This window comes from Desulfoluna sp. CYM3A, from assembly GCF_056829965.1.
Map to the genome: position 1 here is coordinate 1,332,907 of NZ_CP186556.1, position 15,806 is coordinate 1,348,712.

General features: G+C 59.7%; 14 protein-coding genes. 6 read left to right on the forward strand and 8 right to left on the reverse strand.

Translation table 11 applies throughout. The features are described 5' to 3' along the window. Positions 1-39 precede the first annotated feature (39 nt). The 6 genes from ACOYW1_RS06965 to ACOYW1_RS06990 all read left to right on the forward strand — a co-directional run bounded on the left by ACOYW1_RS06965 (position 40) and on the right by ACOYW1_RS06990 (position 8,055). Positions 40-3,096: a glycogen debranching enzyme N-terminal domain-containing protein gene (locus ACOYW1_RS06965; RefSeq protein WP_482422215.1), complete on the forward strand. Its 3,057-nt coding sequence runs from the start codon at positions 40-42 to the stop codon at positions 3,094-3,096. Beyond that, positions 2,997-4,316, forward strand: coding sequence for an amylo-alpha-1,6-glucosidase (locus ACOYW1_RS06970; protein ID WP_482422216.1), 1,320 nt, complete (start codon positions 2,997-2,999; stop codon positions 4,314-4,316). The genes ACOYW1_RS06965 and ACOYW1_RS06970 overlap by 100 nt, the downstream gene beginning before the upstream one ends. Positions 4,317-4,673: 357 nt before the next feature. Next, entirely contained in the window at positions 4,674-5,582 is a 909-nt protein-coding gene (locus ACOYW1_RS06975; RefSeq protein ID WP_482422217.1) for a glycogen/starch synthase, read from the forward strand. 34 nt (positions 5,583-5,616) lie between these two features. Continuing rightward, positions 5,617-6,018, forward strand: coding sequence for a hypothetical protein (locus ACOYW1_RS06980; protein WP_482422218.1), 402 nt, complete (start codon positions 5,617-5,619; stop codon positions 6,016-6,018). Next, entirely contained in the window at positions 5,996-7,324 is a 1,329-nt protein-coding gene (locus ACOYW1_RS06985) for an alpha-amylase family glycosyl hydrolase (protein WP_482422219.1), read from the forward strand. Before ACOYW1_RS06980 ends, ACOYW1_RS06985 begins: the two co-directional genes overlap by 23 nt. Before the next feature lie 68 nt (positions 7,325-7,392). After that, a complete protein-coding gene (locus ACOYW1_RS06990; protein WP_482422220.1) occupies positions 7,393-8,055 on the forward strand; it encodes an alpha amylase C-terminal domain-containing protein in 663 nt (220 codons plus the stop codon). Between the two features lie 49 nt (positions 8,056-8,104). Here ACOYW1_RS06990 and ACOYW1_RS06995 read toward each other — a convergent pair whose 3' ends face one another. From ACOYW1_RS06995 to ACOYW1_RS07030, 8 genes are all read right to left on the reverse strand, one after another. After that, on the reverse strand, positions 8,105-8,926 hold the full coding sequence (locus ACOYW1_RS06995) for a cytidylate kinase-like family protein (RefSeq protein ID WP_482422221.1): 822 nt from the start codon (positions 8,924-8,926) through the stop codon (positions 8,105-8,107). Between the two features lie 197 nt (positions 8,927-9,123). Further along, entirely contained in the window at positions 9,124-9,945 is an 822-nt protein-coding gene (locus ACOYW1_RS07000; protein WP_482416947.1) for a cytidylate kinase-like family protein, read from the reverse strand. Positions 9,946-10,053: 108 nt separating this feature from the next. Beyond that, on the reverse strand, positions 10,054-11,616 hold the full coding sequence (locus ACOYW1_RS07005; protein ID WP_482422222.1) for a WecB/TagA/CpsF family glycosyltransferase: 1,563 nt from the start codon (positions 11,614-11,616) through the stop codon (positions 10,054-10,056). 51 nt (positions 11,617-11,667) lie between these two features. Beyond that, positions 11,668-12,699 (reverse strand): glycosyltransferase family 2 protein, encoded by a 1,032-nt coding sequence (locus tag ACOYW1_RS07010; RefSeq protein ID WP_482422223.1) that lies wholly within the window; start codon positions 12,697-12,699, stop codon positions 11,668-11,670. Next, positions 12,696-13,205 carry a serine O-acetyltransferase gene (locus ACOYW1_RS07015; RefSeq protein WP_482422224.1) on the reverse strand — a complete coding sequence of 170 codons (510 nt, stop codon included), beginning with the start codon at positions 13,203-13,205 and terminating at the stop codon, positions 12,696-12,698. The genes ACOYW1_RS07010 and ACOYW1_RS07015 overlap by 4 nt, the downstream gene beginning before the upstream one ends. A gap of 131 nt (positions 13,206-13,336) precedes the next feature. Next, on the reverse strand, positions 13,337-13,933 hold the full coding sequence (locus ACOYW1_RS07020; RefSeq protein WP_482422225.1) for an acyltransferase: 597 nt from the start codon (positions 13,931-13,933) through the stop codon (positions 13,337-13,339). A 41-nt stretch (positions 13,934-13,974) separates the two neighbouring features. Beyond that, positions 13,975-14,514: a GGDEF domain-containing protein gene (locus tag ACOYW1_RS07025; RefSeq protein ID WP_482422226.1), complete on the reverse strand. Its 540-nt coding sequence runs from the start codon at positions 14,512-14,514 to the stop codon at positions 13,975-13,977. Next, positions 14,514-15,797, reverse strand: coding sequence for a cache domain-containing protein (locus tag ACOYW1_RS07030; RefSeq protein WP_482422227.1), 1,284 nt, complete (start codon positions 15,795-15,797; stop codon positions 14,514-14,516). The genes ACOYW1_RS07025 and ACOYW1_RS07030 overlap by 1 nt, the downstream gene beginning before the upstream one ends. Positions 15,798-15,806: the final 9 nt, after the last annotated feature.

Consider the following 15,806-nt stretch of genomic DNA (forward strand, 5'->3'; position numbering starts at 1 on the left):
GTCGATCCCGCGACCCAACGCTCCGCATCCGAGGCTGTTATGAATCCATCCGGTACAAGGAAATCGGTCGGTCCGCTGACCCAGACACCGACACCCGGCAGTTCCCTGGTACGCTACGAAGGAGAGATCCTTGTCTTTGATCTCTGCCTGGGCGAGGGGGAATGCGGGGAGGGGGTGGTGCGCACAAACCTGGGGTTCACCGCACCGGAGGTGGAGGAAGCCTGCCCCGCGTACCCGGAAAACGCCTGGCGGGACATTCCCATGCTTCCAGCGGGCAAGGGCCGCTTTGTCCTCACCCTGCCGGTGACCGAAGCCGGGTACTTTGAGGCAACCTGCTGCGTGAAGCAGCCGGGGGGGATTCTCTGGGTGGAGGGAGGCAACGTGAAGATTCATGCCAAGCCCGCCGCCACATGCTGCTCCGCCATTATATATAACGCGTTTTTACGGCAGTTCGGCCCCTCCATGCTCCTTGAGCAAGAGGCATCGGAGCCCTGTGCCGAGGCCACAGCCCGTTTGGAGAGGGAAGGTCACACCGTGATTCCGCCGTCCGGGACCTTCCGGTCCTTTGCGCGTCACCTCGATTTTATCATCGGCAGGCTGGGCTGCAACGTGATCCAGCTCCTGCCGGTGAACCCTTTGCCCACCACCTTCGGAAAGATGGGGCGTTTCGGCAGCCCGTACGCCGCCCTGAGTTTTACAGGTGTGGAGCCCTCTCTGGCTGAATTCGATCGCAAAAGGACCCCTGTGGAGCAGTTCACGGACCTGACGGACGCCATCCACGAGCGGGGCGCAAAGGTGATCCTTGACCTGGCTGCCAACCATACGGGCTGGGCTGCCTGGGTCCACGAAGCACATCCGGAGTGGCTGCTCCGCAGGGCCGACGGCGAGATCGTCTCCCCGGGTGCCTGGGGGGTGATCTGGGCGGACCTCACGGAACTGGATCACTCCAGCCCCGGGGTGGCCGACCACCTCACCGAGGCCTTTCTCACCTGGTGCCACCGGGGCGTGGACGGGTTCCGGTGCGATGCCGGGTACATGATCCCCCCGCGGATCTGGATCCAGGTGGTGCGCACGGTGCGGGCGGCCTATCCCCATACCATTTTCCTGCTGGAGGGGCTGGGCGGGGGCATCGACGCCACCCGGGAGATCCTTGGGCGTTGCGGGTTTGACTGGGGCTACTCCGAACTCTTCCAGAACGAAGACAAAAGGGCCGTGGAAAATTACCTCCGGGAACTTGCCGGGATCTCTCGGGAGGACGGCCTCCTGGTCAATTTTGCCGAGACCCATGACAACAATCGCCTGGCCGCGGTCTCCTCGTGCTACGCCCGCCACAGGACCGCCCTGTGCGCTCTTCTCTCCTGCAACGGCAGCTTCGGGTTTGCCAACGGGGTGGAGTGGCTGGCCACGGAGAAGATCGACGTGCACGGGTCCTCGGGGCTCAACTGGGGGAGCCGGGAGAACCTGGTGGACCACCTGGCGCGTCTCGCAACGATTCTGAAACACCATCCCTGTTACCACGAAGGCACGGAACTTTCGGTGCTGGACTCCGCATCCGAGGAGGCCGTGGTGGTGCGCCGAGACCATGACGCAACGGGCAAAAGCCTCTGGGTGGTGGCCAACACCGACTGCAGGGCACCGGCCAAGGCGTCCTGGGTGGCCGATACGTTGTCGCGGGGGCCGTTCTGGGATCTGCTCACCGGGAAGAGGGCGGTTGTCACCGCGCGGGCCGGAGGGGTTGCCCTGGACCTGGCTCCTGGGGCGGTGCTCTGCCTGACACCGGACGCAGGGGACGTGGAGGCCGTGGCCACCCATGGCCGGGCTCCCTCGGTGTGGCCTGAGCACCTGCACCGAAAGATTCTGGCGGCAGCCTGCCTGAAGGTTCACACCTTTTACCATGGCCTGACAGACTGTTCGGATTTTTCCATTGATGACGCTGTGGGTCACTTTACCCGGGACCCAGAAGGGTACCTGAGGCGTGAAAACCCCTTTTCCATGGAGACGCGGACCGTGGTGTGGCGCTGGCCCATGGACCGGCACAGGGAGGTTATGGTGCCCCCCGATCACTTTCTGATGGTGTGTTGTCCCCATCCGTTCCGGGTGGTGCGGGAGGTGGGGGCAGAGACCTGCGGTGCGGAGACGGGAATCCGTTTGCCCTCCGGGGAGGTGACCGCCCTTTTCATGCCGAGGCGGGACAGGGGGGAAACCGAACACGGGCGGCTTTGCCTGACCCTTTACGCCCCCGACGGGATACACAACGGAACCGGCGGCATCCGTTACCTCACCGCCCGGGAGCCCAAGCACCTTCCTCTCCAGTTTGTCCGTGGGGACCATCCTTTTCCCTCCATCGTCATCGGGTCCAACGGCAGGGGGTCGCTGGTCCGCGTTCCTGTTGAAAGGGAACGCCTGACAAGCAAGTACGATGCGCTGCTGGCGGCAAACCTCAATCCGGCGTGCCCCGAAGACCGGCGGGTGGTCTGGACGCGGTGTCGGGCATGGGTGACCTACGGCGGCTTCTCCTTTCCCCTGGCCCTGGAGTACCTGGAGAGGTTCAGGACGGGCAAGGGCATGGTGGGGCTCTGGACCTACCTGGTACCGGTGGGCAACGGCAAGCTGGTCCAGGTAGAGATGCGCATCGAAGGCGTGGAAGGGGAGAACCGGACCCGCCTCTGCTTTCGCCGGACAGCGGCTCCCTTTGCCCGGATGCTTGAGCCCGGTGAACCCGTGGGTCTGATTCTGAGGCATGATATCGAAGACCGCAGCTTTCATCACACCACCAAGGCGTACACCGGCCCGGAAACCCAGTGGCCGAGCAGGATCGTTTCGGAAAAAAGAGGATTTTTCTTTGACCTGGCAGGGGGGCATCGGTTTGCCCTGACTTTGAGTGACGGGAGCTATCACGCATTGCCCATATGGGACTACATGGTGCCTCTGCCCCTGGAGCAGGAGCGGCTCTCAGGGCCACCACCGACCTCTTCAGTCCCGGGTACATGGAGACCATGCTCTGTCAGGGAGACGGCACGGTGGTGGACGGTCAGGTGGTGCCGAGGGCTGTGGGGGAGGCCGCTTCGACACTCTATTCACGGGCGGGGCCTGTGATGGATGACGGCGAGCTTGAGCTTTCCCCCGATGCGTTGATGGAACGTTCCCTTTCCGCATACCTGGTGCACCGGGAAGGGCACAAATCGGTGATTGCCGGGTTCCCCTGGTTCCTGGACTGGGGGCGTGATTCCCTCATCTGCGTGCGGGGACTGCTGGCGGCGGGGCGTCACGAAGACGCTACGGCCGTGTTGACCCAGTTCGGGCAGTTTGAGGAAAAGGGGACCCTGCCCAACATGATCCTGGGGAGGAACACGGGCAACCGGGATACCACCGACGCGCCCCTGTGGTTTGCCGTGGCGGCCTTTGAAGCGGCCGAGGCCGTCGGAGACGAGAGCTTTTTCGAGCTGGACATGGGGGGGCGCTCCTTGCGGGAGATCCTGCTCTCCATTTCCCGGCACTATTCAGACGGTACCCCCAACGGTATTGTCACGGATCCGTTGTCCGGCCTGGTCTTCAGTCCCGCCCATTTTACCTGGATGGACACCGACCATCCTGCGTGCACGCCCCGGTCCGGGTACTGCATTGAAATTCAGGCCCTCTGGTACCGGACCCTTGTGGGGCTGGGACGGATGGACAGGGAGGGAGGAGAAACCTGGCTGGCCCTGGCGCGAAATGTTCAGACGTCGGTCCTGGATCTGTTTACATGCGCCGCCACAGGGGCGCTCAGCGATTGCCTGCATGCGGAAACGCCCGTGCCTGCGGTGCAGGCTGCGGCTGACGACCACCTGCGTCCAAACCAGCTTCTGGCCGTTACCCTGGGGGTGGTGGAGGACCCGGTCCGGGCCCGAAAGGTGGTGGAGGCCTGCAGGGAGCTGGTGGTACCGGGAGCGATGCGAAGTCTTGCGGACCGGCATGTGGCCTATCCCCTGCCCCTTACCTGGGAAGGCTTGCCCCTCAACGATCCCCATCGCCCCTACCAGGGAGTGTACCAGGGGGATGAAGAGCGGGAGCGGAAACCCGCGTACCACAACGGCACCGCATGGGGGTGGCTGTACCCACTCTTTTGCGAGGCCTGGTTTTGCGCGTTTGGGGATGGGGGGCGAAAAACAGCCCTCTCCCTGCTTCATGAACCACTGCATCAGGTCCTGACCGGGTGCTACGGCCATCTTCCGGAGATCATGGATGGCAACGCGCCCCACGTCCCTCGTGGCTGCGACGCCCAGGCCTGGAGCGTCAGTGAGTGGCTCCGGGTCAAGACTCTGCTCAGCAGCGATTGACACCTTTATTATCAGGGGGCCGGGACCTCACCGGAGGTTTTCGGCCCCGTTGCCCAGGAGGATATGGTTTGACCAACCTTTGCTTGAATGCTGCCCCTGCGCATCGCCACTATCGGCAGGGCGGTTTCCAAAACGTGATTCCAAACCCATTGCCCAGGTGGCTTCCTTCGCCGCCGCCGGAGAAAACCAATATGCCCACATCTCGGAATAAAACGCCCCGGGTGCTTATTGTTACGCCTGAGATTACATACCTTCCCGCAGGCATGGGGGAGGGGGCGGACAAAATGCACGCCAAGGCCGGGGGGCTGGCGGATGTCTCGTCTTCCCTTATTCGGGCGCTTTACGAACAGGGGGGAGATGTGCGCATGGGTAACTCCCAACTACCGGGCGATTTTCAGGGATCAGTTGCGAAACGATTTTGACGAGGAGGTGGATCGGATCCGGAACTCCATCACCAGCGACCGGATCCATCTGGCCGAAGACAGGGCTTTTTTCTACCTCGATCAGATCTATTCGGGGTACAACGGGGAAGACGTGAAGATCTCTCTGGCCTTTCAGCGTGAGGTGATCAACAACGTGATCCCGAGGGTGAAACCGGACCTTATCCATTGCAACGACTGGATGACCGGACTGATTCCCGCCATGGCAAGGCGGGTGGGGATTCCCTGCCTGTTTACCCTGCACAATGTCCACAGCAGGGAGACGGTGATGGCAACCATCGAAGATCGGGGCATCGACACGGCGGATTTCTGGCAGCACCTCTATTTTACCCGCCCCCCCGGGAACTACGAGGCATCCCGGGACACCATCCCCGTGGATTACCTGGTGAGCGGGGTGTTTGCATCCCATTATGTCAACACGGTGAGCCCCACCTTTTTCCGTGAGATTGTCCATGGAGGACACGACATGGTCACAAGCCAGCTGCGGCAGGAGCTGGCCAACAAGTGGCACGCGGGATGTGCCGCCGGGATCCTGAACGCCCCGGACGACACCTGCGACCCGGAGACCGACACGGCCATTTTCAGGAATTATACCGCGGAAAGCCATAAGGCGGGCAAGCGGTCCAACAAGATCCATCTCCAGGAGAAACTGGGCCTCACGCCGGATCACAGGGCGCCCCTCTTTTTCTGGCCGTCCCGGTTGGATCCTTTGCAGAAGGGGTGCGGTCTCCTTGCGGAGATCCTCTACGAGACCCTGTCCCACTACTGGCATGACGGCATGCAGGTGGTGATGGTGGCCGACGGGGCCTTTAAAATTCCCATTTGAGGGGTCGTCCCGGACATTTAACCTGCAGTCCAGGGTGGCTCTGGCTCCTTTTGGTCACTCCCGGCTGGCCTATGCGGCGTCGGACTTTCTCTTCATGCCGTCAAGGTTCGAGCCGTGCGGCCTGCCCCAGATGATCGGTCCCCTGTACGGCACCCTGCCCGTGGCCTGCGACACCGGCGGAATCCACGACACCGTCACCCATCTCAATGCCGAGGAGGGCACGGGCAACGGGTTTCTGTTTAACTCCTACGACTCCTCCGGCCTGCGCTGGGCCGTTGATGAGGCCATGGTCTTCTGGCGGAAACCCGAGGCCTTCAAACGATCCCAGATTGTCCGCATCATGGATGAGAGTCGCAGGACCTTCAATCACACCGTAACGGCGAACAGGTACATTGACCTTTATGAGACGATGCTTGAACGGCCCTTTATTGTGTAGCGAAACGGGAAACGGGTACAGCTGTACGGGCCTGGACCATGCCGGAGAACTGGCCGCGACCCTCATCAGCCTGGATCCCTGGCTGAAACCCTACGGATCGGTACTGGTGAGACGCCTGGAGAAGGTGAGCCTTGCCCAAAAGCTTCTGTCCCGGCACGGAAGCCTGAGGGACGCTGCCGACACCCACCTTGTCTATGGCCCGAGGTATGAAGGGGGCTCCTGGCGTATCGGGGAGTGGGCGCCCAATGCCACGGCCGTGTATCTTGTGGGGACCTTTTCCCAGTGGCAGGAGAGGTCCGAGTATGCCCTCACGCGCCGATACGGGTCGGATATCTGGGAAATCACTCTTCCCGAAGAGGAGATGCCCCACGGCACCCTGTTCCGGTTTCGTATCCACTGGGAAGGGGGATCAGGGGATCGCATTCCGTCCCATGCCCATCGGGTGGTTCAGGATCCCGAGACCCTTCTTTTCAACGCCCAGGCATGGCGCCCGGAGCCCTATGTGTGGCGGAACCGGCCCATGATCGAAGAGGGCGTCCCCCCCCTGGTGTACGAAGCCCATGTGGGCATGGCCGGGGAGAAGGGCGATGTGGCCGGGTTCGACCATTTCACGGATCATGTGCTGCCCCGTATCAAAAAGGCGGGATACAACACGATTCAGCTGATGGGGATCCTGGAGCATCCTTATTACGGGTCCTACGGGTATCACGTGACCAGTTACTTTGCCGTCTCATCCCGGTTCGGGACCCCCGAGGCCTTTATGCGCCTTGTGGACACCGCCCACGGCATGGGGATCCGGGTGATCATCGATCTGGTTCACTCCCACTCGGCGGGCAACGAGGTGGAGGGCTTGAGCCGCCAGGACGGCACCTCTCACCTCTACTTTCACGACGGCAGCAGGGGGCACCACGAGGGGTGGGATTCACGCTGTTTTGATTATGGGAAAGAGGGGGTGGTCCGGTTTCTGCTTTCCAATTGCCGGTACTGGCTGGAGACGTATCGCCTGGACGGGTTCCGGTTTGACGGAGTCACCAGCATGCTTTACCACCACCGGGGCATGAGCCGGTGCTTTACGTCGTATGACGACTACTACGGGGACGAGGTGGACGAGGAGGCGTTGGTCTATCTTTCCCTTGCCAACCGATTGATCCACGAGATCCGTCCCTCGGCCCTTTCCATTGCCGAAGATGTGAGCGGCATGCCGGGCCTGGCCCTTCCCCGGGAGCTCGGGGGAACCGGGTTTGACTATCGGTTTGCCATGGGACTCCCCGATCTCTGGACCAAGCTGGTAGAAATGTACCGATGAGTCCTGGAACCTCGACACGATCTGGTACGAGCTGACCAACGGGCGCCACAGGGAGCCTGCCATCAGCTATGCCGAATCCCACGACCAGGCCCTGGTGGGACCGAACCATTCGCATGGCCGGGGCCGCCATGTACGATCACATGGGAAAAGACGATACCGATCCGCTCATCGAGCGGGCCATGGCCCTCCACAAGATGATCCGCCTCATCACCTTTGCAACAGCCAGTGGCGGGTATCTTAACTTTATGGGCAATGAGTTCGGCCATCCGGAGTGGATCGATTTTCCCCGCCACGGCAACGATTGGTCCGGTCATTATGCCAGGCGGCAGTGGAGCCTGGTGGACAACCCGGACCTGAAATACCCATTTCTGGCAAGCTTTGACCGGGCCATGACGGCCCTTATCCAGGATGGCGGTCTTTTTGGCGAGGCCCCCATCCGGCTCCTGGGGATTTCGCGCATAAAAAAATGGCTCGCCTTTGAAAGGGGAGCCATGGTTTATATCTTCAACTTTCATCCCACCGAGTCCTGGGTGGACCATCCCGTGTCCGTGAGCCCCGGTGATTACAACATGCACCTGAACAGCGACGCCCGTCGTTTCGGCGGCCAGGGCCGCATCGAAGAGGAGCAGCGTTTCTTTTCGTTCCCCGACGCCAAGGGCGGGCACCTGATTTATACCTATCTGCCCGCCCGGACGGCGATGGTGCTTAAAAAGCAGGAAAAAAGGTCATAGGTTATGGGTCATAGGCCTGTGACCTGTTTTCCTATGACCTATTTACCTGTTACTTATGCATCGGCGTCCGCGGAATCGTTTTGGCCTTGAGGTCCAGCTCTAGGTGTTTGATCCCTTCGATGCCACATGTCAGGGCGCGGATGTCCCGTTTCTTTTTGGGGATCTGTGCCACGGGCGGGTCCATGGTGATGACCACGTTGCCGTTGTGGGAAGCCACTTTGGCTTCGCTGTATTTCTGGACGATGGCTGCCTTGACCGTGGCCGTCAGGGCCATGTCGCTCAGCTGTTTTTCCGCTTCTTCGGTATCTTTGAAGGACTCTTTTTCAAGGGTGTGGCAGATGATGTCCACGCAGTCATCCACAGAGATGCGCTCTAAGTTGATGACCATGTTGTAGAGCTCCGGGTCCCGGGTATCCATCTTGTACAGGGACGAGCACCAGTTGTAGCGCTCCTTGTCTTCCTGGAGAACACGTTTTCTCGCCACGTTTTCAGGCACGTCTTCCCGCTCCATCTCCTCTTTGATTCTGTTTTCCATGCTGTCGATGATTTTCACCTTCAGGACATGGGGAACCCTCTGGACGAAAAAATGCCCCACAATGCCGTGGTAGACAATGGAGCCTTGTTTCAGGTTGTTCAAAAGGGCCGTCCGGAAAAAGGCGATGTACCGTTCCTTGCCGTTGGACAGTCGCTCAAAGATGGTGGGGCTGTCGTGGATGGCCTTGGCGAGCTTGATTTCCGGAACATTGTACTGTTCGGATGCCTCGAGGATTACCTCCCTGGACATGCAGGTGTGGCCGAGCCTTTCGGCAATGCGTTCCGCGATAAGTTTGCGTTTTATTTGGGATGTACTGGACAGGGTAACAATGGGCATTGTGCGTCTCCAAGGGTCAGAAATGAGTTTGCTTGTCTATCAAGGGGCGCATCATAGGCGCGGAACACGGTAATTTCAATGGAAAATTTTCGCTTTTTTTCAGCGCCCTGCAAACGGCGGGTATCCCCGCCAGGATATTTCACGAGTCGGGTGCTCCCTTTTGCATGAAATACCCGGGTCCGCGGGTTTTACCGTGCTTATTTGTGCATGGCCGTCCGCGGCATGGAGCTGGACTTGATGTCCATGTAGATGTCCTTGATGCCTTTGATCTCCGTCAGAAGGGATCTGATCTCTTCCTTTGTCTTGTCGACCTTGGTCACCGGGTCGGGCAGTTTGATAACCACGCTTCCTTCTCGGGTGGTCACCTCGGCGTTGTAATAGCGATTCACAAGGGAAGCCCGGACCGTAGCGGCCAGGGCCAGGTTTTCCAATCTGCTTTTTGTTTCGCCGGATTCCCGGAAGTAGGCCAGGTCAGCGGTGTTGCGGATGATGGTGACGCAATCCTCCACGGAGACGTGCCGGAGGTTGATGCTCAAGTCGTAGAGTTCGGGGTCCCGGGTGTCGATTTTGTAGAGGTGATGGCTCCAGTTGCAGCGCTCTTTGTCATCCTTTGCGATCCGTTTCCGGGCGATCTCTTCGGTGACCTGTTCCCGGGCCATCTCGTCGGCGATGCGTGTCTGCATGTCCGAAAGGAGCCGTATCTTCAGGACGTGGGGAATGTCCTGAACAAAAAAATGCCCGGCCAATCCGTGGTAGACGACGTTTCCTTTTTTAAGGCGGTTGAGAAGGGCCGCCTTGATAAACGCAATGTAGCACTCCTTGCCGTGGGAGAACCGATCGTATACGGAAGGCCCGTCGTGGATGGCCCTGGCCAGCTTGATTTCCGGGACATTGAACTGTTCGGATGCCTCCAGGAGGATCTCCCGCGAGATGCAGTCATACCCCATGGCAGTGGCGATCTTTTCCGCAACAACGCTTCCTTTGCTGCAGAATGACCTGGATATTGTGATGATGGACATGGGCACCTCCTTGCATGCGTGGTTAAGGCGAAACAGACAGGGCTGTTGCCTGTGGGGGTCACTGTGTTTTCAGGCTGGGGACCGGGGTGCAGGGCCCGGGGCACGGTTTCAGGAGAGGATGGTTTTATCCAGGGCGGCCCTTGCCTTTCGGATGTCCTGCAGAGAAGGGAAAAAATGGTCCAGTCTCGTGACACGGAGCATTTGGGCAACATGTGTATTGACACCACAAGTAAGACAGGTGTGGCCGGATGACGCAACGGTTTTTTTAACTTTGAGCAGAAGGATCAGGCCGGTGCTGTCCACAAAGTTGAGGTGGGTCAGATCCAGGATGAGATGTCGGGAGGCGACGGCTTTGAGGAGCCTTTGGGTATCGAATTCCTGCATCTGAGCTGCATCAAGGGCTCCGTAGAGCTGGAGTTCACGGCTTTTTTCCGAGGATGTCAGGGTATGGTAAAACGGGCGGTGCAGCACCGGAGCCTGCTGGGAGTTTTCGATCTCCTTAAGATCTTCCACCATGTGGTCGGAGAGCAGGGACGCCACCCGATTGAGCTTGAGGGTTTTCATCACCTGGGGCTGCACCCCGGCCATGTGAAATCCCGCGTACCGGGCAGAGCCTTTTTTCCAAAGGCCCAGAAGAAACCCCAAGCCCGATGAGTCGATGAACCGGACATTGCGGAAATCAAGGACCAGCCCGTTGCCGTGGGCCAGCCACTCCTCCTGTTGCTGCTTCAGCTCGGCCACCACCGATGCATCGAGTTCGTTTGGCAGGGGGACCACGTTGAGTTCATTTTTAAGGGGGATATCCCCCTGGGGCGCGGGGGGCTCGGGCGTGTCGTTTTTCGGGGTGCCAAACCGGAGCCTTTTCCACCGATCCTGCACGATGATGGGCAGCACCATGACGGAGAACTTCACCAGTCCGATGATGTAGCGTTTCCAGAGGCGCGTGGGGTCCTGGATGAGGCGGTACACCCATTCAAGCCCGGCGTTCTGCATCCATATCGGGGCACGGGAGACGCTGCCGGTGATGAACTCGAAGGTACCGCCGATGCCGATGGTGACGGCCGCCTTGAGGCGATGGCGATTGCGGTGGAACCATGCCTCTTGCTTGGGGTTTCCGAAGGCCACCAGCAAAATGTCCGGTTCGGCTTCATTGATGCGCTCGATAACCTCGGTGTCGCCTTCATCGGCCTCGGCCAGTTTCTCCCCTTCAATGTGGACAAAGGGGGAATCCACCCCGGCGATGAGCATGCCGGGGTTTTTCTTTTTCAGGCATTCGGCGGCCTTTTGGGCCACGTCGCCCCGTCCTCCCAGAAAATAGAGGGAGAGCTTTTTGCCGGGGGCGGCAAGGGCGAGTTTGGGGACGAGGTCGGCTCCGGTGACCCTCTCTTTCAGCGGGTTGCCCAAAAGGCGGCTGGCCCAGACCAGGGGCATGCCGTCGGCGGTGACGAGGTCGGCGTTCTGGAGGATGCCCAGGAGCTCGGGGTGTCGGGGGGCGCCGGAAAACCAGCTGAGGGTGTTGACGAGGAAGTCCACGTTGACCGTGGCGACAAGTCTGGGTTTCCCGTCGCTGCGGTAGGCGGCAACCATGTCATGGATACGGTCGACAGTCTCCTCCATGGTGAGGTTGTCCAGGGGGATTCCTAAAATCAGGACGGTGTCGGTGGGTTGCATGGTGACCTTTGGCTGGTGAGTTGTGAACAGTGAATAGTGAATAGTTTATAGTTAATAGTGAGTGGTGAGTGGTGAGTGGTGAGTGGGGGTCAGCCGAGGGTGTTGTGCAGGGGGCGGCCCAGGAGGCGGCCCGCAAGGTAGCGGATGACCCCGGCAAACTGGGGGAAGACCACAAAGGCAGAGTGGCCGGCATAGATAAGGGCCTGGGGCATGGAACAGCGGAACCTGCGGGCAATGTGGCCCAGCGTGTAGAAGGGCTTGGCGGCAATGAGCAGGGCCACCGCAAGGCCCATGAGGGGATACCCGGTAAGGAGGCCTGTTGCGATGAGCGCCGGGGGAAGACCTCCCCGAACCGAGATTCGAAGGAGTTCCCGCAGCCCAGAGGGGGTCGGAGCTGGAAGCAAACTTCAGGCCGATCTCGGCGTAAGCGTGGCCGCTTCGATAGGCTCGCCTGAGGTATTGGCCGAAGGTGTTCATGTTGATCCATGGGGTACTCATGGGGGCCGCAAGCCGCAGGATTTCCCAGCCTGTTTTGCGAATTCGGCGGCTCAGCTCGGGGTCTTCTCCGGCCACGAGCTCGTCATCAAAGCCGCCGGTCTCCTCCAGGGCATATCGGTAGAGGAGTACCTCACCGCCGAAGTAGCGGCAGGGCCCCTCTTCGTAGCCCCACTCCATTTCGGTGAGGAGGTGGTACCTGTTGCGTTTCGGGTGGCGTTCCCGCCTGAAACCGCAGACACAAGGGGTCCGGTCCTTCAGGTGCGGCAGGGCCGCCCTAAACCAGCCCGGCTCCAGGGTGGTGTCCGCGTCCATGAACTGAATAAGGGGCGCGGACGACGCCCGCCACCCCGCGTTTCGCCCGCGACCCGGTGTGGGGTGGGGATGGTCCAGGCGAATCACCTTGACGGTTTCAAAGGTTTCGGCCAGCTCCGGGCTCCCGTCGTCGGAGCCGCCGTCCACATAGATGATCTCAAGTTTTTCTGCGGGATAGTCGCAGGAGAGTACCGAGCGGATGCATCCGTCGATATACCGGGAGACGTTGATGCCGATAATCACCACACCGATGCTGGGGAGGGGACGGGTCATGTGGTGCCTCCTTTTTTGATGACGCGGGCGGGTATTCCCACGGCGATGGCGTGGGAGGGAACATCCCGGATGACCACGGCGTTGGCTCCAATCTCCACATGATCGCCGATGGTGATGGGGCCAAGAACCTTGGCTCCGGCGCCGATGTCCACATGGTTTCCGATGGCCGGGGCTGCGGGCTCGTCGGTGCGTTGCAGTCCCACGGTCACCCCGTTGCGGATGACGCAATGGTCTCCGAAGGAGGCGAACCCGCTGACCACCACCCCGCCGAAATGGTCGATGCGGAACCCTTTCCCTACGTTGACCTCACAGGGCAGCTCAATGCCCGCCACTACCTGAACAGCCTTGAAGGCGATTTTGTAGAGCAGGGAGAAGGGCATCCTCAGCCAGCGGTTTCCGATGGTGTATCGCCACCTCCCGAATCGGTAGATGACCATGGCCCAGAATCCCTGGGATCCCCAGTCTCCCTTGTGGGCGGCAAGGTCCGCCCGGATGTTTTCAAACATGGTATTCCGCCTGTGTCGGGTTGGTGTGGTTTCCCTTGACAGCTCCGGCTATCCCGCTATTTTCCCTATTCCCTATTCCCTATTCCCTCTCCCTATTCCCTCTCCCTATTCCCTATTCCCTACTCCCTTCCTTAGCCCTTAGCCTCTTTTTTATCCGGCAACCTCGCACAAAAATACCCGAACCCGTCGTCCAGGCTTTGTTTCAGGGCGTCCCTCTGCTGTTGGGGGATATAGGGGTGCTGAAAATGGCGTCCCTCCATAAGGGGGCGGTGCGTTGCGGCCTCTCGGCTCTTGCGGGTGAACTCCTCCATGGAGCAGACAAACCGGGCCGGGCTGCCAGCGTAGACCGTGTCCGGCGGGATGTCCCGGCTCACCACGGAGCCTGCACCCACGATGGCGTTGGGTCCGATGGTGGTGTTGCAGAGGATGGTGCTTCCGGCTCCGATGAAGCAATGGTCTTTTATGGTGACCCGTCCCACCTTGATGAGGTCTCCAGCCCAGGCACTGGTGGCGTCGTGGGTGAGAATGGTGACGTTCAGGCTGATAACCACGTTGTCACCGATTTCCACAAGGTAGGGCATGCGGCCGTCGATGTAGGATGGGTAGAGGATCACGGCATCTTTGCCGATGCGCACCCCCTGGTGCCTCAGGTAGGCCGGGTAATATCCCTTGTCGGCCAGGAGCCTCAACCTGCGCGTCATGTGCATGATTTTCTGGGTGAATTTCATGGGGCACATCCTTCTCATCTCGCGGTTGCATGGGTCTGCCGTCAGATCTGATCTTCCGTCCACATCTCCGTGAGAAACCGGATACACCGGTTGCGACCCTCTTCCTTGGCCCGGTAGAGCGCCACATCTGCATATTTGATGCAGCTCCACAGCGTGTCCGTGTCTTTGGGAAATTCGCTTGCGCCGAGGCTGATGGTTTTTTGAATGACACCATCGGGGAGCCTGAACTTGACCTGCTGGACCTTCAACCGGATTTTTTCCGCGATGTCGATGCTCTCGCCGTCGTTGATGTCGAGGAGGACCACCAGGAACTCCTCGCCGCCAAAGCGGATGACGATATCCGAGTCCCGGACACTTTGAGCAATGGTCTTGGCGGTCTCCTGGAGGACGAGGTCCCCTGCATGGTGGCCGTAGGTATCGTTGACCTGCTTGAAGTAGTCGAGGTCGCACATGATCAGCCCGATGTTTTTTCCCCGTCTCAGGACGCCCGCCACGATTTTCTCCGTGTATTCTTGAAGGTAGCGCCTGTTGTACAGGCCGGTGAGAGGGTCGATGAGGGCCGCGTCCTGAAGGGAATTCATCAGCCGTTTGGTTTCGATGACCGCAAGGGATTCGTTGATGTACTGCTCTGCCTTGAAGAGCTTTGTCTCCCTCTCTTTGCTCTCCTCCTGGCCGGCAGGTTTCGGGAAGAGAAACTGCACCACGGCAACGGTGGCGCCACCCACCACAATGGGAATGCAGTAGTGGTGCTCCTCTGGCAGGTGAATTGCCTGCATACGGCGGGAAAGTGGGAGGAGGTGATGAGGTGACCGGTGCGCTTTGCCTTGCAGAGAGCATTGTCATCCAGGATCAGCTGGCTGCACACCATCTCTTCCTGATCAAAGGGGCCGGGGTAGGTCAGCTCCAGTTTGCTCTTTGAACTGACGACCTGGAAGATAAAGCACCGGGGGATGCCGATGGTCTGTGTGAAAAGGTCGCCGAGCCTCTGGTAAACCTCCTCCAGGGAGTCGTCTTCTTCAATGACGTTTTTGAAGACCGCCAGGCTGTTGATGGCGTCCATGAGGCTGTTGAACTCTGTGGAGAGCAGGCCGATTTCATCAATGGAAGTGATGGCGATGCGCTTGGTCAGGCCGGCCCGCCCCTTGCCTCCGGCAATGTCCTGAAGCCCTGAGATGACTTTCTTTAAGGGCCGGGTGATACCGGTTCCGATGAAAACGGCAAGGGTGATGGTGAGCGTTGCGAACAGGGCGACACTGGTCAGCAGGAAGAGGCGCAGCTGGTTGATGTCTTCGTAGACATCATCGATGTAGATGCCGCTGCCGAGGATCCAGCCCCAGGGTTCGTAGAGCCGGACATAGGAGAGCTTGGGAACCGGTTTTTCTTTTCCTGCCTTGGCCCACATGTAGTCCACGTATCCGGCACCGTGTGCTTTGCTGACCCGCAGGAAGTCCTGAAAGAGGAGGTTGCCCTTGGAATCTTTCCGGTCGTTGAGGTTTTTTCCCTCAAGCTCCGGCATGATGGGGTGCATCACCATGGTGGAATCCACGTCATTGATCCAGAAGTAACTGTTTTCACTGAATCGCAGGGGCCTGAGGCGGCGGGCGAACTGCTTTTTTGCCTCCGCTTTGCTGATTTTTCCGTCCCTGATGAGGTCGGCGTACTCCTGGAACATGCCGAAGGTGGTATCCACGACGTTTTTGAGCCCCTCTTTTTTTTCAGCGAGCATTTTCCTTTCCGCAAGGGGCATGAAATACCCCAGGATGACCAGGATCAGCAGGGCGACGCTGATGATGGAGATGGCCATGATTTTGCTGAGAATCTGCCATTCGCTGAATTTTACGATGCGCATTGGGCTTATTGCCATGTCGGTGGA